The 22,435-nt window shown below is 66.1% G+C and carries 24 protein-coding genes and 2 tRNA genes; 12 read left to right on the plus strand and 14 right to left on the minus strand.

Annotated features, from left to right (window positions below):
- Positions 1 to 54: 54 nt before the first annotated feature.
- The 3 genes from U3A55_RS05465 to U3A55_RS05475 are packed head-to-tail and all read left to right on the plus strand — an operon-like array spanning position 55 to position 1,908.
- Complete coding sequence (locus tag U3A55_RS05465) at positions 55 to 945, plus strand: acyltransferase (RefSeq protein WP_330990465.1); 891 nt, start codon at positions 55 to 57, stop codon at positions 943 to 945.
- Entirely contained in the window at positions 945 to 1,619 is a 675-nt protein-coding gene (locus tag U3A55_RS05470) for a hypothetical protein (protein WP_330990466.1), read from the plus strand. The genes U3A55_RS05465 and U3A55_RS05470 overlap by 1 nt, the downstream gene beginning before the upstream one ends.
- A gap of 31 nt (positions 1,620 to 1,650) precedes the next feature.
- Complete coding sequence (locus U3A55_RS05475; RefSeq protein ID WP_330990467.1) at positions 1,651 to 1,908, plus strand: glutathione S-transferase N-terminal domain-containing protein; 258 nt, start codon at positions 1,651 to 1,653, stop codon at positions 1,906 to 1,908.
- 107 nt (positions 1,909 to 2,015) lie between these two features.
- Here U3A55_RS05475 and U3A55_RS05480 read toward each other — a convergent pair whose 3' ends face one another.
- Positions 2,016 to 2,480, minus strand: a complete 465-nt coding sequence (locus U3A55_RS05480; RefSeq protein WP_330990468.1) for a hypothetical protein — start codon at positions 2,478 to 2,480, stop codon at positions 2,016 to 2,018.
- Here U3A55_RS05480 and U3A55_RS05485 point away from each other — a divergent pair.
- The 3 genes from U3A55_RS05485 to U3A55_RS05495 all read left to right on the plus strand — a co-directional run bounded on the left by U3A55_RS05485 (position 2,479) and on the right by U3A55_RS05495 (position 4,448).
- A complete protein-coding gene (locus U3A55_RS05485) occupies positions 2,479 to 3,117 on the plus strand; it encodes an SdpI family protein (RefSeq protein ID WP_330990469.1) in 639 nt (212 codons plus the stop codon). The genes U3A55_RS05480 and U3A55_RS05485 overlap by 2 nt on opposite strands.
- Before the next feature lie 93 nt (positions 3,118 to 3,210).
- A tRNA-Gly gene (locus tag U3A55_RS05490) sits at positions 3,211 to 3,281 on the plus strand.
- A gap of 354 nt (positions 3,282 to 3,635) precedes the next feature.
- Positions 3,636 to 4,448 carry an NAD+ synthase gene (locus U3A55_RS05495; RefSeq protein ID WP_330990470.1) on the plus strand — a complete coding sequence of 271 codons (813 nt, stop codon included), beginning with the start codon at positions 3,636 to 3,638 and terminating at the stop codon, positions 4,446 to 4,448.
- Here U3A55_RS05495 and U3A55_RS05500 read toward each other — a convergent pair.
- The gene (locus U3A55_RS05500) at positions 4,443 to 5,117 is read right to left on the minus strand and encodes an enoyl-CoA hydratase/isomerase family protein (RefSeq protein WP_330990471.1); all 675 of its coding nucleotides are present in this window, start codon (positions 5,115 to 5,117) and stop codon (positions 4,443 to 4,445) included. The genes U3A55_RS05495 and U3A55_RS05500 overlap by 6 nt on opposite strands.
- A 112-nt stretch (positions 5,118 to 5,229) precedes the next feature.
- Here U3A55_RS05500 and U3A55_RS05505 point away from each other — a divergent pair, with 112 nt between their 5' ends.
- The 3 genes from U3A55_RS05505 to U3A55_RS05515 all read left to right on the plus strand — a co-directional run bounded on the left by U3A55_RS05505 (position 5,230) and on the right by U3A55_RS05515 (position 6,676).
- Positions 5,230 to 5,898, plus strand: a complete 669-nt coding sequence (locus U3A55_RS05505) for a DUF7114 family protein (protein ID WP_330990472.1) — start codon at positions 5,230 to 5,232, stop codon at positions 5,896 to 5,898.
- 42 nt (positions 5,899 to 5,940) lie between these two features.
- Positions 5,941 to 6,012, plus strand: a tRNA-Thr gene (locus tag U3A55_RS05510).
- 337 nt (positions 6,013 to 6,349) lie between these two features.
- Entirely contained in the window at positions 6,350 to 6,676 is a 327-nt protein-coding gene (locus U3A55_RS05515) for a hypothetical protein (protein ID WP_330990473.1), read from the plus strand.
- A gap of 73 nt (positions 6,677 to 6,749) precedes the next feature.
- Here U3A55_RS05515 and U3A55_RS05520 read toward each other — a convergent pair whose 3' ends face one another.
- The 10 genes from U3A55_RS05520 to U3A55_RS05565 all read right to left on the minus strand — a co-directional run bounded on the left by U3A55_RS05520 (position 6,750) and on the right by U3A55_RS05565 (position 19,395).
- A complete protein-coding gene (locus U3A55_RS05520) occupies positions 6,750 to 7,859 on the minus strand; it encodes a hypothetical protein (RefSeq protein WP_330990474.1) in 1,110 nt (369 codons plus the stop codon).
- 429 nt (positions 7,860 to 8,288) lie between these two features.
- Entirely contained in the window at positions 8,289 to 8,999 is a 711-nt protein-coding gene (locus U3A55_RS05525; RefSeq protein ID WP_330990475.1) for an ABC transporter ATP-binding protein, read from the minus strand.
- Entirely contained in the window at positions 8,996 to 9,784 is a 789-nt protein-coding gene (locus U3A55_RS05530) for an ABC transporter ATP-binding protein (RefSeq protein WP_330990476.1), read from the minus strand. Before U3A55_RS05530 ends, U3A55_RS05525 begins: the two co-directional genes overlap by 4 nt.
- Positions 9,777 to 11,231, minus strand: a complete 1,455-nt coding sequence (locus U3A55_RS05535) for a branched-chain amino acid ABC transporter permease (RefSeq protein ID WP_330990477.1) — start codon at positions 11,229 to 11,231, stop codon at positions 9,777 to 9,779. The genes U3A55_RS05530 and U3A55_RS05535 overlap by 8 nt, the downstream gene beginning before the upstream one ends.
- Entirely contained in the window at positions 11,231 to 12,433 is a 1,203-nt protein-coding gene (locus U3A55_RS05540; RefSeq protein ID WP_330990478.1) for a branched-chain amino acid ABC transporter permease, read from the minus strand. The genes U3A55_RS05535 and U3A55_RS05540 overlap by 1 nt, the downstream gene beginning before the upstream one ends.
- A 37-nt stretch (positions 12,434 to 12,470) precedes the next feature.
- Complete coding sequence (locus tag U3A55_RS05545) at positions 12,471 to 13,589, minus strand: MFS transporter (RefSeq protein WP_330990479.1); 1,119 nt, start codon at positions 13,587 to 13,589, stop codon at positions 12,471 to 12,473.
- Entirely contained in the window at positions 13,586 to 15,286 is a 1,701-nt protein-coding gene (locus U3A55_RS05550) for a hydantoinase B/oxoprolinase family protein (RefSeq protein WP_330990480.1), read from the minus strand. Before U3A55_RS05550 ends, U3A55_RS05545 begins: the two co-directional genes overlap by 4 nt.
- Positions 15,286 to 17,340 carry a hydantoinase/oxoprolinase family protein gene (locus tag U3A55_RS05555; RefSeq protein WP_330990481.1) on the minus strand — a complete coding sequence of 685 codons (2,055 nt, stop codon included), beginning with the start codon at positions 17,338 to 17,340 and terminating at the stop codon, positions 15,286 to 15,288. Before U3A55_RS05555 ends, U3A55_RS05550 begins: the two co-directional genes overlap by 1 nt.
- 77 nt (positions 17,341 to 17,417) lie before the next feature.
- Positions 17,418 to 18,701, minus strand: coding sequence for an ABC transporter substrate-binding protein (locus U3A55_RS05560; protein ID WP_330990482.1), 1,284 nt, complete (start codon positions 18,699 to 18,701; stop codon positions 17,418 to 17,420).
- A 154-nt stretch (positions 18,702 to 18,855) separates the two neighbouring features.
- Positions 18,856 to 19,395 (minus strand): ribbon-helix-helix protein, CopG family, encoded by a 540-nt coding sequence (locus tag U3A55_RS05565; RefSeq protein WP_330990483.1) that lies wholly within the window; start codon positions 19,393 to 19,395, stop codon positions 18,856 to 18,858.
- 117 nt (positions 19,396 to 19,512) lie between these two features.
- Here U3A55_RS05565 and U3A55_RS05570 point away from each other — a divergent pair, with 117 nt between their 5' ends.
- The 3 genes from U3A55_RS05570 to U3A55_RS05580 all read left to right on the plus strand — a co-directional run bounded on the left by U3A55_RS05570 (position 19,513) and on the right by U3A55_RS05580 (position 21,549).
- Positions 19,513 to 20,286, plus strand: coding sequence for a hypothetical protein (locus tag U3A55_RS05570; protein WP_330990484.1), 774 nt, complete (start codon positions 19,513 to 19,515; stop codon positions 20,284 to 20,286).
- Positions 20,287 to 20,367: 81 nt separating this feature from the next.
- Entirely contained in the window at positions 20,368 to 20,841 is a 474-nt protein-coding gene (locus U3A55_RS05575) for a DUF7384 family protein (protein WP_330990485.1), read from the plus strand.
- A gap of 171 nt (positions 20,842 to 21,012) precedes the next feature.
- Positions 21,013 to 21,549 carry a hypothetical protein gene (locus tag U3A55_RS05580; protein ID WP_330990486.1) on the plus strand — a complete coding sequence of 179 codons (537 nt, stop codon included), beginning with the start codon at positions 21,013 to 21,015 and terminating at the stop codon, positions 21,547 to 21,549.
- Between the two features lie 21 nt (positions 21,550 to 21,570).
- Here U3A55_RS05580 and rdgB read toward each other — a convergent pair whose 3' ends face one another.
- Complete coding sequence (rdgB, locus tag U3A55_RS05585) at positions 21,571 to 22,110, minus strand: RdgB/HAM1 family non-canonical purine NTP pyrophosphatase (protein ID WP_330990487.1); 540 nt, start codon at positions 22,108 to 22,110, stop codon at positions 21,571 to 21,573.
- Between the two features lie 37 nt (positions 22,111 to 22,147).
- On the minus strand, positions 22,148 to 22,420 hold the full coding sequence (locus U3A55_RS05590; RefSeq protein ID WP_330990488.1) for a DUF5808 domain-containing protein: 273 nt from the start codon (positions 22,418 to 22,420) through the stop codon (positions 22,148 to 22,150).
- Positions 22,421 to 22,435: the final 15 nt, after the last annotated feature.

Consider the following 22,435-nt stretch of genomic DNA (forward strand, 5'->3'; position numbering starts at 1 on the left):
GCAGGCGGCGTCGGGACGGAAACCCCTATGAACGTCCCACACGACCGTCGAGGTATGACGAAACGCCACGTCTCCCTCCCCGACGACGCGGAGGCGACGCTCCGCGACTTCGTGGGTGAGGTGGACGACCGGCTCTCGACGGAGGACCCCTACGAGGTCGTCGAGGACGTGCTCGTGGACCTGAACGGCGACCGAGAGGCCTACGAGGACTGGCAGGCCGGGAACACGGTGTCGAGTATCGAGGAAGCGCGCCTGCAGTCCTACGATCCGCGGAACGCCACCCTGGAGTCGGAGTACTACGCGGAGAAGGACGAAGCGGCGTTCGCGGAGTCGAAGCCCCTGCAGTGGCTGTGGCGGCAGTTCGACAACACGCCCGTCGCGGACAACGTCGACTTCGCGCTGGAGTTCCGGCAGATGCTTGCCCGCCACCTGTTCGCGGACGCGGGTGACGGCCTCCGCATCTTCAAGGGCGTCTCGATGACGTACGGCCACAACATCGAACTCGGGGACAACGTCGTTATCCACGACGACGTGCACCTCGACGACCGCGGCGAACTCACCATCGGCGACCGCGTGAGCCTCAGCGACGGCGCGCACGTCTACACGCACGACCACGACATCGTCGACCAGACCGAGGTCACGAACTACCACACGACCATCGAGGACGACGCGCGCGTGACGCAGGGCGCGCTCGTCCGCGCCGGCGTCACCGTCGGCGAGAACAGCCTCGTCGGCTCCCGCGCGGTCGTCCAGCAGGACGTTCCCGCCCACCACGTCGCCGTCGGGATGCCCGCGCGCTCCGTCCGCGTCAAACCCGGCTTCGAGGACGACGCAATCCCGGTCGAGGACGCCGACGACGCCGCGGGCGACCGCGAGAGCCGCCGCATTCCCTACACGCTCCCCGACGATTTCGAGGGATTCGACGAGTTCCAGCGCGACATCTGATGGACGCGCTCGCCATCAACGTCGCCGCGAACACGAACCAACCCGGTTTTCGAGGGCCGATTGACGAGGACGGCCGGTTCGAGTACGTCCCCATCCCCGAGTCCGAACCGACGCGGGAACGGGTGCCGACGTACGGCGACCTCGAACTCGACATCGACACGCCCGACGACACGCCCGTCCACCTCGACCCCACGTTCGCCGAGTACGCGTGCTGTGACGCGTACACGTACGGCGACCCGCACGGCGTGAAAGCCCGCCCTATCGCCGACCTCTCCGCGGGCGACCGGCTCTACTTCTACGCCACCCTCACGAGTCACGGCGACGCGCCCGCGAACTGGATAACGCCCGACTGGGGCGCGTACCTCATCGGGGAGTTCACGCTCGCCCGCGACCCCATCACGGAGGAACCGGAGTCGTTCCCGTGGAACGCCCACCTCGCCCGCGAGACGTTTGACGCCGCAGTCCTCGTCGAGGGCACCAATGAGAGCCGGCTGTACGACACTGCCGTTCCGTTGAGCGGCGAGCGAGGAATCGACGCGAACAACGTCGTCACCGACTACTCGGAGGACTCGGGGAAGGGGCCGTGGTGGCGGCGCCCGCTCCGCTTCGACAACGCGGGCGCGAACCGTCTCCGCGACTGGGTAGACCGTGACGCCTATCCGCCGGTTCGCTAACGCTTACCTCGCTCGCGCGAAAAGCAAGGATGTGCTCGAACTCTACCAGTCCGAAGGCTGCCCGCACTGCGCGAAAGTCCGCGAGAAACTCAGCGAACTCGGCGTCTCCTACGTCACCCACAACCCCCGCCTCCCCGGCGGCATGGGCGGCGACGTGACCAACGAGACCACCTACGAGGAACTGAAGGCCGGCGGCGAAGACCAGATTCCATACCTCGTCGACACCGCCCGCGAGGAAACCGTCTACGAGAGCGACGACATCGTCGACTACCTCGACGAACACTACTGAACTCGCTCAACGCCACGGCGCGCCTCGCTGGTTTCTTCCGGAGAGAACTGTTCGCGAGCAGTCGGACGCGGATTCGCTCGGCGCGACCGCGTTCCGAACAGTGCCGGTCAGGCGGTTTCGACGGTGACTGATACGTCGTTCCGGCGGCGGTAGCCGTCTTCAGTGATGTCGAAGCAATCGATGTGAACGAGGAGGCGGGTGTCGTCGATGGTTGCGCGGAGGAGGGGGCCGCGGCTGGTGACGACGACGTAGGGCGGCGCGGCGACCGGCGGGGCGTCGAGACTGCCGCCGGCCGCGTCCACGGCCGCGTGGAGAACTGCAGGGAGAGCGTCGAGGACGCCGGCGTCGTCGAGCGCGCGGCGAAGGAGGGGCGTGAGGCGGTCGCTGTCAGCAACTGTGTCGGCGTCCCAGGTCGCGGCGATGGCGTCCGCGCACTCGCCGATAGTAGTGAGGAGGGCGTCGTACTCGCGGACGGCGTCGCGGGCCGCGGCGGTGTCGAGGGCGGGCACGGCTGGGAGTGCGCGGGCGACCGGCGAAAGCGTGACGGTGCCGGGCGTTCGAGAGGCGCACATGGAGTATCGACGCCAGCGCGCGCTCACCCTCGCGTTCGTACTCGCGGGGTTCGCGGCGAGCGCGCTCGCCTACTCCGACCTCCCCGCGCGGATGGCGACGCACTGGAACGCGAGCGGCGACGTGGACGGCACGATGTCCCGCCTCGCGGGCGCGTTCTTCCTCCCCGCACTCACCGTCTTCGTCGTCGGTCTGATGCTCGCCGCACCCCGCATCGACCCGCGAAAAGAAGGGTACGAGGCGTTCCGCGGCGTGTACGAGTGGTTCGTCGCCGGCACCGCGGGCTTCCTCGCGTACGTCCACGTCCTCGTGCTCGCGTGGAACCTCGACTACGCGATTCCGGTCGGGCAGGCGCTCGCGCCAGCGCTCGCCTGCCTCCTCTACGCGTGCGGCGTCCTCCTCGAACGCGCCGAGCCGAACTGGTTCGTCGGCATCCGCACCCCGTGGACGCTCAGCGACGACGAGGTGTGGCGGGAAACCCACGAGCGCGGCGCGCTCGCGTTCAAACTCGCCGCCGTCCTCGCGCTCGGCGGACTCGTCCTCCCCGACTACTTCCGCGTCTTCGTGGTCGCGCCCACCCTGCTCGCCGCCGCATACACCGTCACGTACTCCTTCCTCGCATACCGCCGCAGGGAGTGAAGCGCTACGTTCAAGTGTCGGAGTCGGTAATTCAGAAGCGAGCGCTGGTGTTGAGCGGACGAGTCCGCGATGCACGGGGCGCGACCGAATCGCGCGCTGGTGGTCTAGTGGTAGGACATGAGCTTCCCAAGCTCATAGCCCGGGTTCAATTCCCGGCCAGCGCATTTCTACTGCGAACCGTCACGAGACGCTCGTAGCGTCTCGGCAGTCCGAAGGCGCGGCTCGTGGGCCGCGCCTTCGACAAGGTGAGCAGTGAAATCGCTCCCGGGAGTTGAGCCAGCGAGTCGCAGCCGAACGAGACGAGAGCGAAGCGCTCGCTGGCAGCCGAAACGCGCTACGGTTCGGCGACGACGTGAGGACCGTCTCGCCCAAGTCGATTCCCGGCCAGCGCACTCCTGCTGTGAGCGAAACTCCGGAGGTGTCGCGTTCTCGGTCGTTCGTTTCGTTGGAAGTGGACGGCCGTCCACGATTCTGCGGGCGGCGAGTGGCTTTTTGTCGGGTGCGTTGAAACGATACGTATGGTCGAGGACGTTATCGAGCCGATGGATTTGCGGTTCTCGGAGGAAGAGTTACAGGAGCGCTGCGAGCACATCGAGTCGTTCATCGCGGAGACGGTGGCGGCGGCGAACGCCGACGGGGTCGTGCTCGGATTGTCGGGCGGTATCGACAGCACGACGGTCGCGCACCTGGCGGTCGAGGAGTTGGGCGCGGACTCCGTGCACGGACTGGTGTTGCCGGCGTCGGTGTCGAGCGAGGAGAACATGAGCGACGCGGAGCGCGTCGCGCAGATGCTCGAAATCGAGTACGACGTCATCGAAATCGACCCCATCGTGAACGTGCTGACCGACGTGTACCCGGAAGCCGAAACCGACCAGCTCGCGGTCGGGAACGCTCGCGCGCGGGTTCGTGGCGTGCTGAACTACATGGTCGCGAACCACGAATCCCGGGTCGTGCTGGGGACGGGGAACCGCGCGGAGGCGATGGTCGGGTACTTCACGAAGTACGGCGACCAGGCGGTGGACTGCAACCCCATCGGGAACCTCTACAAGCAGCAGGTGCGTCAGCTCGCGAGCGCGCTGGGGGTGCCCGACGACCTCGTGGAGAAGACGCCGACGGCGGAACTCTGGGAGGACCAGACGGACGAGGGGGAGATGGGCGTCGGGTACGACACGCTCGACGCGGTGCTCGCGCTGCACGTCGACGGCGAACTCTCGACGACCGCGACGGCGCGAAACCTCGAAATCGACGAGAAAGTGGTGGAGACGGTGCGCGACCTCTACGAGGCGAGCGCGCACAAACGCGCGATGCCGCCCGCGCCCGACCCGCTATAGGCCGTCTTCGAGGAGCGCGCCGAACGCCTCCCGTTCTCTCGCATCCTGCTCGTCGCGGTCGTACTGTTCTCGGAGGAGTCGCTTGAGGGAGTGGAGCGCGTCGGCGTCGTTGCGGGCGAGTTCGTCCACGACGCTCCGCGGAGTCTCGGTGACGCGGGAGACCAGTCCCATTTCGCGTGCGGTTTCGGCGTCGACGGTGCGTCCGGAGAGCGAGAGGTCGAGCGCGTGCGCCTCCCCGACCGCGCGCGGGAGGCGGCGGGTGCCGCCCCACGCGCCGAATATCCCCATCGAGACGCCGGGTTCCGCGAACGTCGCGTCCGGCGTCGCGACCCGCACGTCGCACGCGAGCGCAAGCTCCACGCCGCCGCCGCGCGCCGCGCCGTCCACGCCCGCCACGACCGCTGAATCGGCGTCCTCCACAGCGTTCAGCGCGTCCTGCCCGCGCGCCGCGAAATCCGGCGCGGAGTCTCCAGTCAGGTCCCGAACGATATCGAGGTCCGCGCCAGCGCAGAACGCCGACCCCGCGCCGTGCACGTACACCACCGACTGCGTTGCGTCTGCGACTGCGTCCGCGAGCGCGTCCAGTCCGTCGGGCGTGAGCGCGTTCCGCCGCTCCGGCCGATCGAGCGTCACCACCCGCACCCGCTCCTCGTCCCGAATCGAGAGCATACATCGTGTCCGGACAGCCACGCCAAGGAACTACCGCTCGCGCCGCGCCTGACGCGCCCGCTGGTGGTGCGTTTCCAAAGGTCTTTGCCGCTCGCACCCCTTCTTTCGGGCGATGGACGAGGCCGAAGTGGCGCGTACCGCCGCCCGGGAGGCGGTCGGGGACATCACCCCGGGCGACCTCCGGGATGTCATCGACGACCTCCTCAGCGACGCCTCCATGGTCCCGGGCGCGCTCACCGTACTGAGCGCGAACGCGCTCACCGGACCGACCGACGACGACGCAGTCGCGCAACGAGCCGCCGGCGTCCAACTCATCTACGAAGGCCTCCGGCTCACCCGCCACCTCGTCGAAACCGAACCCTGGCAGCACGCCGACCCCGACCGCGACCTCCCCGCCGACCTCGACGTGCTCGCCGCGGACGTGCTCGTCGCCCGCGGATTCCGCCTCCTCGCGCACACCGAAGCCGCGGGCGACGCCGTCGCCACCGTCCGCGAGTTCGGCCGCCACGAAACCGACCGCGAACACGACCGCGCGAGCGACGCGCGCACCCTCGAAACCACCGTGTTCGAACTCGGCGTCGTCGCCGGCGCGACCGCCACCGGCACCGACACCCCGCTCGACCTCCGCCGGTACGCCATCGGTCTCGCGCGCTCCAACAGCCCGCCCCCGCTCGCGTCCGCCGACGACCTCCTCCCCGACACCATCGAGGACGTCCTCCAGCGCGTCAGCACTCCGCGCGCCGACGACACCGCAAAACCCCGGTCCGCCACCGACCCGTAATCGAAGCCCTTTTAGATGAAACCCGACTACCAGAGAGTGCTTGCCTGGGTAGCTTAGCGGTAAAGCGCGTCCTTGGTAAGGACGAGACCCCGGATTCAAATTCCGGCCTAGGCTCTTTCTGCCGTACAGAACTCATACGCACATTTTAATCTCTAACACCTCCTGAATACAAATTGTCCAAAAATCGTTCGTTTCGCTAAACTAGCCTCCCCGCGCCTTCTTGCGATTTTCAGAATTGTCAGGACACACAAATTAAGTCGCAGACAGCGGCGGAATTCTCTCAATATTGACCGGGGGCGCATCCTTGCGGGACACTACCGATTTCGCTAATTCGCGCTTACAAAGCGAGGAAACACGGATGGTCAAAAGTAAGATAAAATGCCTCGATGAGTAGGCGATTTAGGTCAATACTTAATAATATCCATCCGATAATAGTTAGTAAGAGAAACGAATGAGTGCTGGAACAGCGAAAGATGCATTTGAGGCAGGCGTAGCTCTTGCGGGAGCAGTATTCCTCCTCGTCTATCTGAGTCTTCTTCAGAATGCGGACTCAGTTACACAAGCCATCGATGTGTTTGGGCGCACGTTCTACACCTTCGTAATGGCGTTCTTCCCGACCAGCAAACTTGCAGTATTCCTTGATCTGCTCATGGGAACGGTTGGTGCTTCGATCGCCGCAAGTAAGCTCAGAGCGCGAGGGATTGGGATTCTTATAGCGTTTGGATTTGCATGGACGGCAACGAATATTGTCCTCAACTGGCTTAACTCCCCCATTTAGCTCTACGCTTAATCCGTAGAACTTCTGTGCTACAATATCGAGCTGAAAACCCTTCCTGATGAAGCGAAGCCTATTATGATTTTGTGTCCTGATGTAACTCGTCAATAGTCTCGGAAAATGTATTGATGATCTCAAGTCCATATTCATGGCTCGCAAATATCGGCTCTTGAGGTGGAACACGGTCAATATTTAGGATGGTCATGTCTGTCGCTTCATGGATAATGGTATGGCGAGCATCAATACTCCTCTCGATTAGCCCCCTATTTCCGGTATTATTCAAGCAATCTTGAAGATTGAACCCAAATGCTCTGGAATAAATTTCATGAGCTTCGCTAATATCCTGGAAATTAATCTGTTGCTCGCGGGCCAACTCCTGTATCGGTATTCCCTTCTTCTCCGCTCGATCTAAAAGAGCCTCATCAGATACCGGCCCGTAAACAGACGCCATCGCATTTGCAATTTCCTCCTCCTGAACCCCCCTTTCAGAACACATCTCAATGAACCGCTCTTCCAGATATGTTTCAAGCCCGGTGACTAGCATTACGATTATTTGCTGAACCAAGGTGGATTCAATCAAAAAATCGTCTGTATCTTCTGCTACCCTCAATAACGTTCGACACTTGGTTTCTGAAAAGTCGAATATCTCCTTCGATTGAGGCATCAATGTATCTTGACCAGCTTCTTGGACGTGATAATATCCGACCTCCACTCCAGAATCACCTAAAATGACTAGACGACCATTCTTGTCTCGACGAACTTGGGCGATTATCTCTGAGGAAGATTCAGAAACTAAACCGCCTTCGTAATCATCTGACACTGGCCCAATATAAAGTGAAATTTCTGCCGCCGACCAAGTTAGACTAACGAAAAAATCAGAATAGGCGGTGAACTCATCAAGATTAATCACGCACCTTCTCAGTCCAGTACCAACCTCAAAGAATTCATAGACTAGATGATTTCCATCTTTTTTCCATAAGCGGATTCCTTTCTTTCCGCTATCTGATTCTACTTCTTGAATAAGACTCCCATCAGACTCTTCGGAGCTCAAGTTCGATTCGCGTACCTGAAAGACTAGTGACCCTTCGTCTTGCTGATCTAATTGTGTGCGAAGAATTTCTACAGCCTCATCCAACGAGGGAAATTCCTGTGGATTGTCTCCAGATAGCACCATATCTGAACCCATCACCAAGTGACAATGAACCTGGTGAGAATATATTAGAATGCGACTTATTCACTATCCTCGATGGAGTGAAGTCGTTCAACTGAACCACTCATATAGACAGGACTATTACACGTAGCCGGGAAACACTCGAATCCGGATACCGGTCTTGAGTTAGTAGTTTCCTGCATCCTCTGACGACATACGAGGCCGAATACACAAACAATTTATAAGATCAGTTGGCAATATGGAGATAAGAAGGACGCAAATGGGGTGAATCCCGGCAAAAGTAGCCGATTCCCGCGAGAAACGCGCGAAAGAAAGCCTCGCGCCTTGGTAAGGACGAGACCCCGGATCCAAATTCCGGCCTAGGCTCTCTGTGAATCACATCGAGGAGCCGTGGCTTCGGTTCGCGCTCGCGTTTTCGTCGGAATTGGAAAACGGGTAGTCTCGCTATCCGCCGAGGAAGCGCTGGCGGACTTCGGGGTCGTCAAGGAGCGTTCTTCCAGGTCCGTCGTAGGCGTTTTCGCCGTTGACGAGGACGTAGCCGCGGTCGCAGCGGCGGAGGGCGGCTTTGGCGTTCTGTTCGACCATGAGGATAGCTGTGCCTGCTTGGTTGATGTCGTCGATGCGGTCGAACATCTCGTCGACGAGGTCGGGAGCGAGGCCTGCGGACGGTTCGTCGAGGAGGAGGAGGTCGGGGTCGGCCATGAGCGCGCAGCCCATGGCGAGCATCTGGCGTTGCCCGCCGGACATGGTGCCGGCGCGTTGCTGTTGGCGTTCTTCGAGGATGGGGAAGTGTTCGAAGACGTCGTCGAGAACGTTCTCTGGGACGGTGTCCTCGATGTAGACGCCCATTTCGAGGTTTTCGCGGACGGTGAGGCTCGTGAAGATGTTGTCGGACTGGGGGACGTAGGTGATGCCGCGGTCGATGAGGTCGGCGGTGTTCGCGGTGTGGACGTCCTCGCCGCGGAAGCGGATGGTGCCGCCCATGTGGCTGGTGAGGCCGAACACGGATTTCATCGCGGTGGATTTTCCGGCGCCGTTCGGGCCGACGATGGTGACGTACTCGCCGTCATCGACGTGGAGGTCGACGCCCGAGAGCACCTGGAGGTCGCCGTACCCGGCGTCAAGGCCGTCGATTTCGAGGAGGGGGGTCGTCATTCGCCGTCACCTCCGTCCTCGTCGGTGTCGCCGCCGAGGTACGCCTCGATGACGCGGTCGTCGGACCGGACGGCCTCGGGGTCGCCGGCGGTGAGGACGCGGCCCTGATGCATGACGATGACTTCCTGGCAGTGTTCCATGATGACGTCGATGTCGTGTTCGATGAAGAGGAAGGAGTACCCCTCCGATGCGAGGTCCTGGAGGTGGTCGAGGATGCGGTTCTCCAGCGTCGGGTTGACGCCGGCGAGCGGTTCGTCGAGGAGGACGAGGTCGGGGTCGGTGAGGAGCGCGCGGGCGAGTTCGAGGAGTTTGCGCTGGCCGCCCGAAAGCTCGCCCGCGGGCGTGTCGAGCACGTGGGCGATGTCGAAGCGCTCGGCCATCTCGACGGCGCGGCGCTGGGCGTTCCGTTCGTCCTGCGCGTAGCCGTCGCCGCGCGTCCACGTGGTGAGCAGGCTCTCGCCGCGCTGGTCGCGGGGCGCGAGCGCGAGGTTCTCCCGCACCGTCATCTCGGGGAGTTCGTGCGGAATCTGGAACGTCCGCACGAGCCCGCGGTCCGCGACGGCGGACGGCCGCAGTCCCGTGATGTCGTTCCCGCGGAACTCGACGGTGCCCGCGTCCGGGGAGAGGAAGCCCGTTATCACGTTGAACATCGTGGACTTCCCCGCGCCGTTCGGCCCGATAAGGCCCGTGATTCCCGGCTCGATGTCGAAGGACGCGCCGTCGAGCGCGGTGATGCCGCCGAAGCGCTTCTCGACGCCGTCCACGGAGAGAATCGGGTCAGTCACTCGACTCACCTCCGTCGGAAATCGTCCGACGTGACTCGGAGTCCGTCCCGGACTCCTCACCTCCGGGTGCGACGCCCGTGTCGTAGGTCTGCTCGCCGAGCAAGCCCTCCGAGCGGTAGTAGAGGATGACGATGAGGAGGGTGCCGATGAGCATCACGCGGAGCGCGGCGAGCTGGGTGGCGTACTCCGCGGGGAAGTAGTCGTCGAGGAACCGAGTGCCGGTGCGGAGCGTCCAGAACACGGCGGTTCCGAGGATGACGCCCTTGTTGTTCGCGGTGCCGCCGATGATGACGGCGGTGAACGCGAAGAACGTGATGGACGACGTGAACTGACTCGGGTCGATGAAGCCGATGTGGGTCGCCCAGAGGCCGCCGGCCGCGGCGGCGAGCGCGGACCCGAACATCATGCTGTGAACCTTGTACTTGAACGTCGGTTTTCCGAGCGCCTCCGGCACGTCCTCGTCCTCGCGAATCGAGCGGAGAACGCGGCCGTACGGGCTGTTCACGGTTCGTTCGCACCACACGTAGGCGAGCAGGACGAACGCGCCCGTGAGCAGGAGGAGGAACCGGCTGTAGGTGACGGCGCCGTTCGCGCCCGTAGTCGGGTCGAACAGCCAGATGAGGTTCACGACGACCGCGGCGGGGCTGTCGGTGACCGCGGGGAAGACGAGGTACCAGAGCGCGAACACGAGCGCGGTGAACAGCGCGAGCGGCCGGCCGAACCCGTCCGCCGCCCGAACGCCCCGGGAGACGGCGTAGACGCCGGCCGCGAGGACGGCAACGCCCCCGGCGATAAACGCGGCGCCGCCGAGCGTCGTGACGCCGAACCCGACGACGGTGAGAGCGACGCCGGCGACCGTGAACAGCGCGGCGTCCCGCGAAATCGGGCGGACGTACCGCACGACTCGGTACGCGACGTAGCCGAGCGCGAGCACGGACGGCAGGCCGAACACGACGAGGTTCACCGCGAAGCTCCCGACGGAGAGCGGGAACGCGCCGCCGAGCGGCTGATAGACCTCACGCACGCCGAACGGGCCGTTGAACAGCCACTCCTCGTCGTTCACGACCGAGTGCAGGATGGTCGCGACGCCGAGCGCGGTGATGGCGAGGTAGTCCTCCCGCAACCGAAGGGTGGGAACGCCCACCAGGAGCGAGAGGAGGGCGGCGGCAATCATCGCAACCGCGATGGCGAGCAGCCACCCGACGAACCCGCCGAGCGGGACGGCGGAGAGGAGTTCGGGGAGCGCGAACCCGCCGATTCCCGCGTAGTCGGCCGCGCCGGACGGCATCGCCACGACGACCGTGACGTACGCCCCGATCATGAAGTAGAGCACGTGCCCGAAGTCCACGAGGCCCGTAAAGCCGTACTTCACGTTCAGCCCGAGGCCGAACAGCGTGTAGATGCCGACCACGGTGAGGAGGCTGACGAGGAAGTCCGCGAGCGCCATCAGGCGTCACCCCACAAGCCCTCGGGTTTCACGAGGAGGACGGCGACGAGGATGATGAACGCGATGGCGGTGCGGTAGGTCGCGAACTCGGTCGGCAGCAGGTAGACGCCCACGTCCATGCTGAGACCGATGAGCAGGCCGCCGAGCGCCGCGCCGTACGGCGAGTCGATGCCGCCGACGATGACCGCGGCGAACACCGGCAACAGGAGCGAGAAGCCCATGTTGGGGTTGAGGCTGGACGAGTACCAGCCCAACAGCGCGCCGGCGACGGCGGCGAGCACGGCGGCGAGCACCCAGACGACGAGCTGAACGCGGTCGATGTCGACGCCGCGGATGCGGGCGAGCGATTGGTCGTCGGCGGTCGCGCGCATCGCGCGACCGGTCTTCGTGCGTTTGAGGACGTAGTTGATGCAGAACATGGTTGCGAGCATGACGGCGAGGATGAGGCCGTACTTCCGGCTGACCCCGACCCGAGTGCTGTACGCGGCGTCAGCGACGCCGAACGCGCCGCCGCGGAGCGCGAACGCGAGCGCGGCGAGCGTGACGGCGAACCCGGCGACACCCCAGATGCGGGGGTCGACGAAGTGGACCTCGTCGAACCCGGCGTCGCCGCGCCGCCACCGATACACGGCGTAGCCCGCCAGGACGGCGAGGCCGACGACGGCGGCGAGCGCGGGCCAGCCATACCCCCACGCGTCCACGGTCTGCAAGGAGCCCTGGACGCGCTGGGTGAGTTCGACGGCGAGGCCGTTCCCGGTGAGGTAGAGGTCGACGTTGAGGTTGACGCCGCTCGGCGTGTCGTACGTGACGTTCTTCGACCCGACGAGGAATAGCACGAGGTTCCGGAGGATGAGCGCGAGGCCGAGCGAGACGATGACCATTGTGATGAGGTCGGCGTCCTTCCCGCGGAACCGCCGGAAGACGGCGTACTCGTACGCGCTTCCGAACGCGCCTGCGACGCCGATTCCGACGACGGCGGCGACGGCGAACGGGAGCGCGACGAGGTTCGGAACGAGCGCGAGTTCGCCGGGGTTGTTGAGCGCGAGCACGAGGTACGCGCCGACGGTTATCATGTCGCCGTGCGCGAAGTTCGGGACGCCCGCGATGCTGTACACCAGCGAGAGGCCGAGCGCGCCGGCGGCGATGATGCCGCCGGTGACGAGGCCCTGCGCGAGCGCGTCGACGAGTCCGGCGCTCACCATGGCTGGCCTCCGCGAGTCGTGAGTAGTGGTGTGTGTGTCATCGTGTGGTAGTGGCGGCGATCGACGCGGCGAGGAGCAATGCGGCGAGCACGCAGAAGACGGCGGCGTACCCGCCGGTGCTGGCGCGGACGACGCCCGTGAACGTGGGGAGGACGACGGCGGCGACGTTTCCGGCGGCGACGACGAGCGCGAGCGCCGCGGTCTCCTGCGCGGTCGCGGCCGCCGCGAGGTTGTACACCGCGCCAAAGGGCAGCGAGACGGCGATCATCGCGACGAGCGGCCCGGCGAGCGCGACGACGCGGGCGTCGACGAGCAGCCCGAGGAACGCGAGCGCGCCGAGCAGCGTCGTCACGGAGACGATGCGGGCGTCCGAGACGCCCCAGCGCGCCGAAACGGTGCCGCCGAGCGCGCGCCCGGCGGTCGCGGTGGCGAGCACCGCGGCGTTCAGGGGGCCGGTGACGCCGAGGTCGTCGAAGTACGCCGTGATGAACGTCGAGAGCGTGATGTACGCGCCGATCGTGGCGACGTAGCAGAGCGCGGCGACGAGCACGACCCGGTTCGCGAACACCGTCCGAAACCCCCCGCCGCCGGCCGTTCCGGCGGTCCGCGTTCCGCGGCGGTGCGGCCAGAGCATCGCGAGCGCCGGAAGCGCGAGCGGCGCGCCGAGCGCGTGCACGCCGAACCCGTCCGTCAGCGAGACGATGGGTTCCGCGAGCAGGAAGCCGAGCGCCCCGCCGAGCGTGAGCATCCCGCCGTAGACGCCCTGCTGGCGGGTGGCGGCCCGGCCCTCGTAGAGACGAGCGACGTGCGTCGCGCCGATGCTGAGGACGAGGCCGCCCGCGAGCCCCCAGAGCGCGCGCAGGACGAGCAGGGTTTCGAGCGACGGCGCGAGGTCCAGCGCGACCGCGAGCGCGGCGTGCACGCCCACCAGCCCGAGCAGGGCCTGCGTGGTCGTCCAGCGCGACGCGAGGCGGTCCGCGACCGCCTGCGCGAGCACGAACGACAGGAGCGCCGCGCTCATCAAGAAGCCGACCGTGGTGATGGTCGCGCCGTACCGCGTCGACACGTAGCCCGGCACGGCCGAGTACGTGAACGTCACGTACCCGACCGCGAACACCGCGACGTGCGGCGCGTACCGGAGGGAGCGTGCGGTCACTCACCGTCGCCCCCCTGGTGGTACCGGTCGGCGTACTCGTCGCTTATCTTCCCGAGGCGCAGGTCGCGCGAAACGGCGTCGGGGTCGCGGTCGGCGGGGTCGCCGTATCCGCCCGCGCCCGGCGTGCGGACGCTCACGACCGTTCCCGGCGGAAGGTCGTGCACGGACTTCTGCGGGAGGCGCTCGCCCTCGGCGTCGTCGGTGTCGTCCGCGTCGGGCCCGAAGACGTACGCCGACCCGGATTCGCCGGGTTCGCCGCCGAGCAGGCCGTAGGGCGCGTGCTGGTGGCGGTCCGCGAGCAGGCTGAACCGCGCCGTGTGCCCGCGGACTTCGATGTCGCGCCGCAGCCCGAGGCCGCCGCGGAACTCGCCCGCGCCGCCGGAGTCGGGCCGGTAGGCGTACCGCCGCACCCGGAGCGGGTACGCGGTCTCCAGGACCTCGGCGGGCGTGTTCATCGTATTGGACATGTGGACGTGCACGCCGTCCATGCCGTCCTTGCCCTCGCGCGCGCCGAACCCGCCGCCCTGCGTCTCGTAGAACGCGTACGGGCTGTCGCTGCGCGGGTCGGTGCCGCCGAACGTGATGTTGTTCATCGTCCCCTGGCCCGCCGCCGTCACCCGCTCGGGTGCTTCGGTGGCGAACGCGCCGAGCACCACGTCCGTGACGCGCTGACTGGTCTCCAGGTTGCCGCCGACGACCGCGGCCGGCGGCTTCGGGTTGACGATGCTTCCCTCGGGCGCGTCGATGGTGATGGGGCGATAACAGCCGTGGTTGGGCGGGATGTCGGGGTCGGTCACGCACCGAATCGCGTAGTAGGTCGCGGAGGACGTGACCGCGAGCACGGCGTTCACCGGCCCCTCGGTCTGCGGCGCGGTTCCGGAGAAGTCAACGCCGACCTCGTCGCCGGAGACCGTGACGGTCGCCTCGACGGGGAGGTCGGTATTCCCACGGCCGTCGTCGTCCAGCACGTCCTCGAACGAGTACGTGCCGTCCGGGAACTCCTCGATTTCGGCGCGCATCCGGCGCTCCGAGTAGTCCTTCACCTCGCCGAACGCCTCCGCGAGGTCGCCCGCGCCGTAGTCGTCGACGAGTTCGTGCACGCGCTCGCGGGCCGTCTCGTTCGCGGCCTCCTGCGCGCGGATGTCGCCCCGGCGCTCGTCGGGCGTCCGGACGTTCGTCAGTATCATCTCCATCACGTCCTCGACGACCTCGCCGCCCGCGAACAGCTTCACCGGGGGAATCCGCAGGCCCTCCTGGTAGATTTCGGTGGAGTCCGCGGCGACCGACCCCGCGGTGCTCCCGCCCACGTCGGCGTGGTGCGCGCGGTTCGCCGCGTACGCCACGAGTTCGGGGTCGTCTGACTCGGGGTCAGCGAAGATCGGCGAGACGAGCGTGAGGTCGGGGAGGTGCGCGCCGCCCCGGAACGGGTCGTTCAGCAGGACGGCGTCACCCGGTTCGAGGTCGCCCCCGTACGCCTCGACCGCCGCGGCCACGGAGAACGGCATCGCGCCGAGGTGGACGGGCATGTTCTCCGCCTGGCTTATCATCTCGCCCTCCGCGTCGAACAGCGCACAGGAGCAGTCGCGGCGCTCCTTGATGTTCGGCGAGTACCCGGTGCGGATGAGGTTCGCGTTCATCTCCTCCGCGATGGCGATGCAGCCGTTCCGAATCACTTCGAGCGTGACCGAATCGACCATCAGGCGTCACCCCCGGTCTCCACGATGAGGTTGCCGTCCGAATCGACGGAGACGGTCTGTCCGGGATGGACGACGACGGTGGACTCCGGGCCTTCGACGACCGCGGGGCCGTCGAACGTCGCGTCCGTCGGCAACCGCGTGCGGTCGTAGACGGTCGTGTCGTGGACGGTGCCGTCGTACGTCACGCCCCGAACCTCCCGGATGGCGTCCTCGACGCTCCCGGCGGTGTTCGGCGCGGCGAGGTCGGGCGTCTCCACGAGGCCGCGCGCCCGCAAGCGGAGCGTCACGAGCTCCACGGGTTCCCCGGGGTCGGCGTGACCGTACCGGCGCTCGTGGCGCTCGTGGAACTCGCGCTCGACGGCGGCGAGCGCGTCCGCGTCGAGGTCGCCCTCGGGGAGCGGCACCGAAATCTCGAACGACTGCCCGACGTACCGGAGGTCGGCCGTGCGCTCGTACACGCGGCCCGACTCCGGGATGTTCTCGTTCGCGAGGCGTTCCTCGCCCTTCGCGTGCAAATCGGCGAGCGCGTCGCGCACGGTCGCGGGCGTGACCTCGCTCCACTCGCGGACGCGCGAGACGCTGTAGTCGTAGAGCACGTCGCTGATGAGGAGGCCGAGCGCGGACAGCACGCCCGCGGTCTGCGGGACGATGACCTTCGGGATGTCGAGTTCCTCCGCGAGGCCGCACGCGTGCAGGGGTCCCGCGCCGCCGAACGCGACGAGCGCGAACTCCCGGGGGTCGTACCCGCGTTCGACGGAGACGACGCGGAGCGCGCGCGCCATGTTCGCGTTCGCCACGTCGAGCACGCCCTGCGCGGCCTCCTCCGCCCCCATGCCGAGTTCGTCGCCGAGTTCGGACTCGAACGCGCGCTCCACGTCCGCGACCTCCACGTCGAGTTCGCCGGAGAGGAAGCGGTCGGGGTCGAGGCGGCCGAGCAGGAGGTGGGCGTCCGTGGTCGTCGGCTTGGTTCCGCCGCGACCGTACGAAATCGGGCCGGGGTCCGCGCCCGCCGACCGGGGGCCGACGCGGAGCGCGCCGCCGGTGTCCACCCACGCGATGGAGCCGCCGCCGGAGCCGACGGTGTGGATGTCTATCATCGGAACGCCGACCGTGTAGTCGCCGACCTGCACGTCCGTCGAGACGAGGGGGTCGCCGCCCTCCACGAGCGACACGTCGCAGGACGTGCCGCCCATGTCCATCGTGATGATGTCCTCGACGCCCGCGCGCTCCGCGACGTACGTCGCGCCCTGCACGCCCCCAGCGGGCCCGGAGAGCAGGGTGTTGACGGGCCGGGTGCGCGCGGCGTCCGCCGTGATGAGGCCGCCGTTCGACTGCATTATCTTCAGTTCCGCGCCAATGTCGTGGTCGCGGACGTGGCCTTCGAGGTTCCCGATGTAGTCGTCCATCACGGGCTTCAGCGCAGCGTTCAGCGACGTGGTGAGCGTGCGCTCGTACTCCCGAATCTCCGGGAGCACGTCGCTCGAAAGCGAGAGCGACGCGTCCAGTTCCTCGTCCAGAATCTCGGCGACGCGCCGCTCGTGTCCGTCGTCCTCGAACGCGAACAACAGGGAGACCGCGACGGAGTCGACGCCGCGGTCGTCCAGGGTGCGCGCGAGGTCTCGGACCGCGTCCTCGTCCAGGTCGCGGAGCGCGTTCCCGCGCTCGTCGAGGCGCTCCGGCACCTCGAAGCGGCGGTCGCGGGGGACGATTGGTTCGGGTTTCTCCGCGTCGAAATCGTAGATGTCCGGCCGGTCCTGTCGCCCGATTTCGAGCACGTCCCGGAACCCCTCGGTGGTGACGAGCGCGGTGTCCGCCCACGTGCCTTCGAGGACGGCGTTCGTCGCCACCGTCGTCCCGTGACTGAGGAAGCCCACGTCGTCGAACCCGAAGCCCGCGTCCGCGGAACTCTTCTCCAGGCCGTTCACGACGCCCTCCTCGGGGTCGCTCGGCGTCGACGGCGTCTTCGTCACGTGCACGTCGCCGCCGCGGAGGCTGACGATGTCCGTGAACGTGCCGCCGATGTCGACGCCGACGCGAACGTCGTCGTCGCTCACGGCTCCGCCCTCCCGTGGTGTGCGTGCGAGGCGACTACCGGATAGTGAGAGAGTACAAACATGAGAGTGCAGTGCCCTTAGGTGAGGTCTTCGGCCGGGATGGTTTCCTGATCGACGAACTCGCCGTCCTCGACCTGCACGATGACCATGTCGCTCGCCACGTCGCCGTTCGAATCGTAGTTGACGTTCCCGCTCGGCCCGCTGTAATCTATCTCGGTGTCGTCGTCAAGCAGGCTCACACCGGACTCGAACCCGTCGTAGCCGACAGCCTCACCGGGCGGCGTCGCGACCGGACGAAGCTGTTCCTTCACGCTCGGCGACTCCGGCGTGCCCGCGGCGTGCGCGGCGAGCGCCCACGAAACGAGCGCGTCGTAGGAGTTCCACGAGTACGGCGAGAACAACTGCGCGTCCGGGTACGCGGACTCGTAATCGCTCACGAAGCTCTCCGTCGCACCCCCGCTCGGAGGTTTCGTGCGCACGCCGTACATCCCGTTCATCACGTCCGCGCCGACGTTCTCGATGACGTCCTGGGAGAGCAGGCTCGTGTGGAGAACCCAGTTCCCGCCGTACCCCTCCTCCGCCCACTGTGAGAGGATGGTGGTTCCGGACTCGGGATAGCCGGCGAGCGCGACGAACTCGGGGTCGTCCGCGAACAGCTCGGAGAGGAGTTGCTGGTACGAGGACTGCCCGGACTCGTAGCCGACTTCGGCGGTGACCTCGCCGTCGAACGACGAGGAGAAGACATCCGCGAGCGCGGACCCGAAGTCGTTGTTGACGTAGAGGACTGCGGCCTTGCTCGCGTCGTTCTGCTCGGCGATCATCGCCATCACCTTCGCGACGAACCGGTCGTTCGTCCGGGTGCGCCAGACGTAGTCATCGTCGTCCAGCGTGCTGATGACCGGGGAGGAGGACGCGGGCGTGATGTGGATTTTCTCCTGCGGAATCGAGACGGACTTGGCGATACTGATGGTGACGCCGGAGGACACCGCGCCGAACAGCGCGTTCACGCCCGTGGTGTCCACGAGCTTGTTCGCGGCGTTCACGCCCTCTGTCGACGAGGACGTGGAGTCCTCGAAGTGGAGCTTGAGTTCGCGACCGAGCGGGCCGCCGGCGGCGTTAATGTCCTCCTGCGCCATCCGGAGCGCGTTCTGCATCGGCGCGCCGAAGTCGCTGAGGTCTCCGCTGAACGGGATGACGGCGCCCACGTCGATGCTTCCGCTACTACTGTTCCCGCTGTTCTGGAGGCTGTCGAGACAGCCCGAGAGTCCCGTCAAGCCGGCGGCACCGGCGGCGCCGCCGAGGCGCATCGCGCGGCGGCGTGTCAGGCGGTCGGCGAACGAATCGTCGTCATTGTGTGCCATAGGGTAACGCTACCAAAGCACCCACTTAGTGATACTTGTGAGGAGTGCACACATCACGCACATCGCGTGTGAACGGGTGCGAATCGAGTATGAAACATCGTAGAGAGCGTACGAACCTGGTAGGGATAGGTCAGTTTATGACCGAACGTCCATACTACTCCTCGACGAGGAGGACCTTCGCGACCCCTGGGTTGATAGTCACGTCGAACGGGAGCGGTTCGACGCTCCGCTCGATGAACCGCGTCATGAACCACCGGATGTCGGCCGACGGAAAGACGATGTGGTACGTGTTCTCCGTGGTGCGCCGAACCGTCAAGAACCCGCAGAGCGACAGCCACTCCAGGAGTTCATCCAGCGAGTCGAAGCGGTCCACGTACTCCTGTGCGTGGTAGTCGGAGACCTGATCGGCGTCCGCGACGAACTCCGGCGTCGGCTCCCCGTCCTCCTTCACGTGGTCGAGAAAACAGTGGAGGAAGTCGATATCGAGCAGGACGTGCTCACCACCCGTGAGCATCTTGTAGTACTCCTCCAGTTTCTCCGAGCTGTCCGTGCTCGCCGCCTCGTAGTTCGCGGCGTAGAACGTGAGCGCCCGCCGAACCAGTTCGCTCTGCGAGCTGTCGGCCTTGCTCGTGATAGTGTCGAGCGCATCGCGGGCGTCCTCGTCGAGCGACACGGTCAACCGGTCTGAACTCATCGGTACGGCATACCACACCGAGGGGTTAAACTCCGTCGCTCACCCGAACACTCGCTACGCCACGAAGACCACCGTGACCGTCGAACAGACTTAGGGTATGGGCGTCCTACACCGGGTATGGACCGTCGAACGCTACTCGGAACGACCGCGGGTCTCGGACTCGCCGGCCTTGCGGGCTGCTCGACGCTCGCGAAAGCATCCGTCTCGCCGCCGAACGTGCCGACAGAGGCGATGGAGGACGCCGGCTGGGAGCAGACAGATTCGAGCGAGCGCACGCTCATCGAGCAGTCCTACGGCCCGGTGACGTTCACCGCGAAGGGGTACACGACGACGCACACGGACGCCACGCTCAACGAACGAATCCAGGAATCGACGCTCGGCCGCGTGACGGGACGACTCGCGCTGTTCTCCGCGACCCGCATCGACTTCAGTCCGGACGTCGGGAACCTCCCCGGGGGCGTCGGCCGCGAGGAAGTGCTGAACGAAGTCGAGGCGAGCGCGCGCGAGCAGTTCCGCAACCGACTCACCGACGCGGGCCTGTCGAACGTCGAGCGCATCGGAACCGGTTCGTTCGACGTGGCGACCGGTGAATCCGCGAGCCTCACCGAGTACGAGGCGACCTACGACGTCCCCACCTTTGAGTTCCCCCTGGAGAACGACACTACCGTCACCATCGACGGAGATTCGCTGACCGTCCGCGGCGACCTCGCGGTCTGGCACCACGGCGACTACGCGCTCGTCGCCGGCGGCGCGTGGGTCGGCGAGAACTTCGCGCGCTCCATGAGTCAGGACGTCTCCGACGCCATCACGGTGTCCGTGGACATCAACCTCGGTCTCGAACCCGAGACGTACCGGGAGGAAGTCCACGGATTCATGCGCCAGACAGAATGACGTGGCGGGAGCTGTTCGACGCCGCCGACGCGTACGAAGTCACGGAGCCGGAGGTACGGGCGGCGCTCGACGCCCACCGAGATGAGTGACGAGCCAGACCCCGCGACCGTCGTCGCGGACGCGGACGTGCTCGCCGCCGACCTGCTCTGCGGCGGCGCGGCGCGAGACACCCTCGACCACGTGCGCGCGCACTCGTGGACCACGCTCGTCGTGAGCGACCCGCTGCTGGACGACGCCCACGCCGTCATCGCGGAACTCGCGGACGCCACGCTCGCCGACGCGTGGCGCGACCGAATCAGCGAACTCGGGGAGTTCGTCGAGCATCCCGAGGGCGACCATCCCGGGCTGGCGTGCGCGTACCACGGGAACGCCGCGCACCTCGTGACGTTCGACGACGACCTGCGGTCCGTCGAGGCGAACGCGTCGCTGAAGCAGTACGTGACGACGAGCGTGAAGTCACCGGACGCGTTCGCGCGGCTGTTCGACCCCGAGCGACTGTATCCCGTCGTCGCGGATGGCGAGTATCCCGGTCCCGACCGCGACCCGCGGGCGTAAGGGCTAGCACGGCGGCACAGCCGTTGGACGGGGAGCGTACCGCCGGATTTCGCTGTCTCCCCGCCCGCGAACGTTACGGCACGCCCGATCTGGCCGCGTCTTCCCCTATGAACCCTCGGCGGTTGCGAGTGGACGGAACAGTAAAGCCATCACGTGTCTGAACAGTCAAGCATGCGGAGACGACACCTGTTGTCCGCGACGCTCGGCGGACTCGGACTCGTGGCCGGCTGTCTCGGCCGATTCGCCGGAGTCGGACAGGACTCGGAACCCCTATCGTGCGGGAATGAGTGGCACCGACTGAACGCGTTCTCGGAGAGTTACGCGAGTCCGTGGCGGGAATGGCGACTGACCACGAACCGCGAGTCGCTGCAGTACGGCGACGAGATGCGAGTAACGCTGACTAACGAGAGCGATCAGGAAGCATACACGGGAATCCCGGCGAAGTACGACATTCAGGAGCGGACCGAGGAGGGATGGCGGTCGGTTCTCTGGATAGACCAGAAAGTCGCGCTGACCGACGAAGCGCTCGTCCACGAGCCGGAGGAGGGCCTGACGTGGACGTTCACGGTTCGGGAGGAGACAATAGAGGGCGTTGAGGAGGAATACCACATCTGTGACGCGATTGAACCGGGCCGCTACCGGTTCGCCTACTACGGCATCGGCGACGAGCACGCGGCGATAACGACACCCTTCGAGGTGGTCGAATAGCGGCGTTCCGCGTGTCGCAGGTCAGTTCTCGGCGAGCCAGTCGGCGAGTTTGGCGAGCGCGCGACCGCGGTGGCTGAGCGCGTTCTTCTTCTCCGTCCCCATTTCCGCGAACGTCTCGTCGTCGTGTTCGAATATCGGGTCGTACCCGAATCCGCCCGACCCGCGCGGGGCGACGAGCGTCCCCGAAACCGCGCCGTCGAACGTCTCCACGACATCGCCGTCGGCGTACGCGACCGTGCAGCGGAACGCGGCGCGACGGTCGTCAAGGGATTGCGCGAGTTCCCAGACGCGGTCGATGCCGAGCGTGTCCTCGACGTAGGCCGAGTAAGGGCCGGGGAAGCCGTCGAGTTCCTCCACGAACAGGCCGGCGTCGTCCACGATAACGGGTTCGTCGCCGCCCGCCGCCTCGAACGCCTCCTCCGCGCCCGCGGCCGCGATGTCCGCGAGGCTGTCGCTCTGAATCTCCGTGTAGTCGTAATCGAACTGCTCGACGGCGGTGAGGTCCGCGAGGTACTCGCGGGCCTCCCGCACCTTCCCCTGGTTGGTCGTGACGAACTTCATACGCTCCCTGCACGGGCGGGGAGAAAAACGCCGTCGGTTACTCGTCCACGACGACTTCGACCGCTTCGTCCACGACATCGTCCTCGCTCTCGTCGCCGGACTGCTGCTGGTAGAGGAGGACGCCGGCAACGGCGAGCACGACCCAGGACCGCCAGTTCGCGAGGTTCAGCGTGTACCCAACGCCGAACGGCTTCTCCACGAGCATTCCCTCGCCGGGCTGCCAGTACGCCGACAGCATGTTCGAGAGCGAGGGACGCTCGAAGTTGTAGGGCACACCGAACAGTTCGCCGGAGGACGACTTCTCTGACATACCCACGGATACGCG

The sequence above is a fragment of the Salarchaeum sp. III genome (assembly GCF_036418315.1).
In the GTDB taxonomy this organism is placed as follows: domain Archaea; phylum Halobacteriota; class Halobacteria; order Halobacteriales; family Halobacteriaceae; genus Salarchaeum.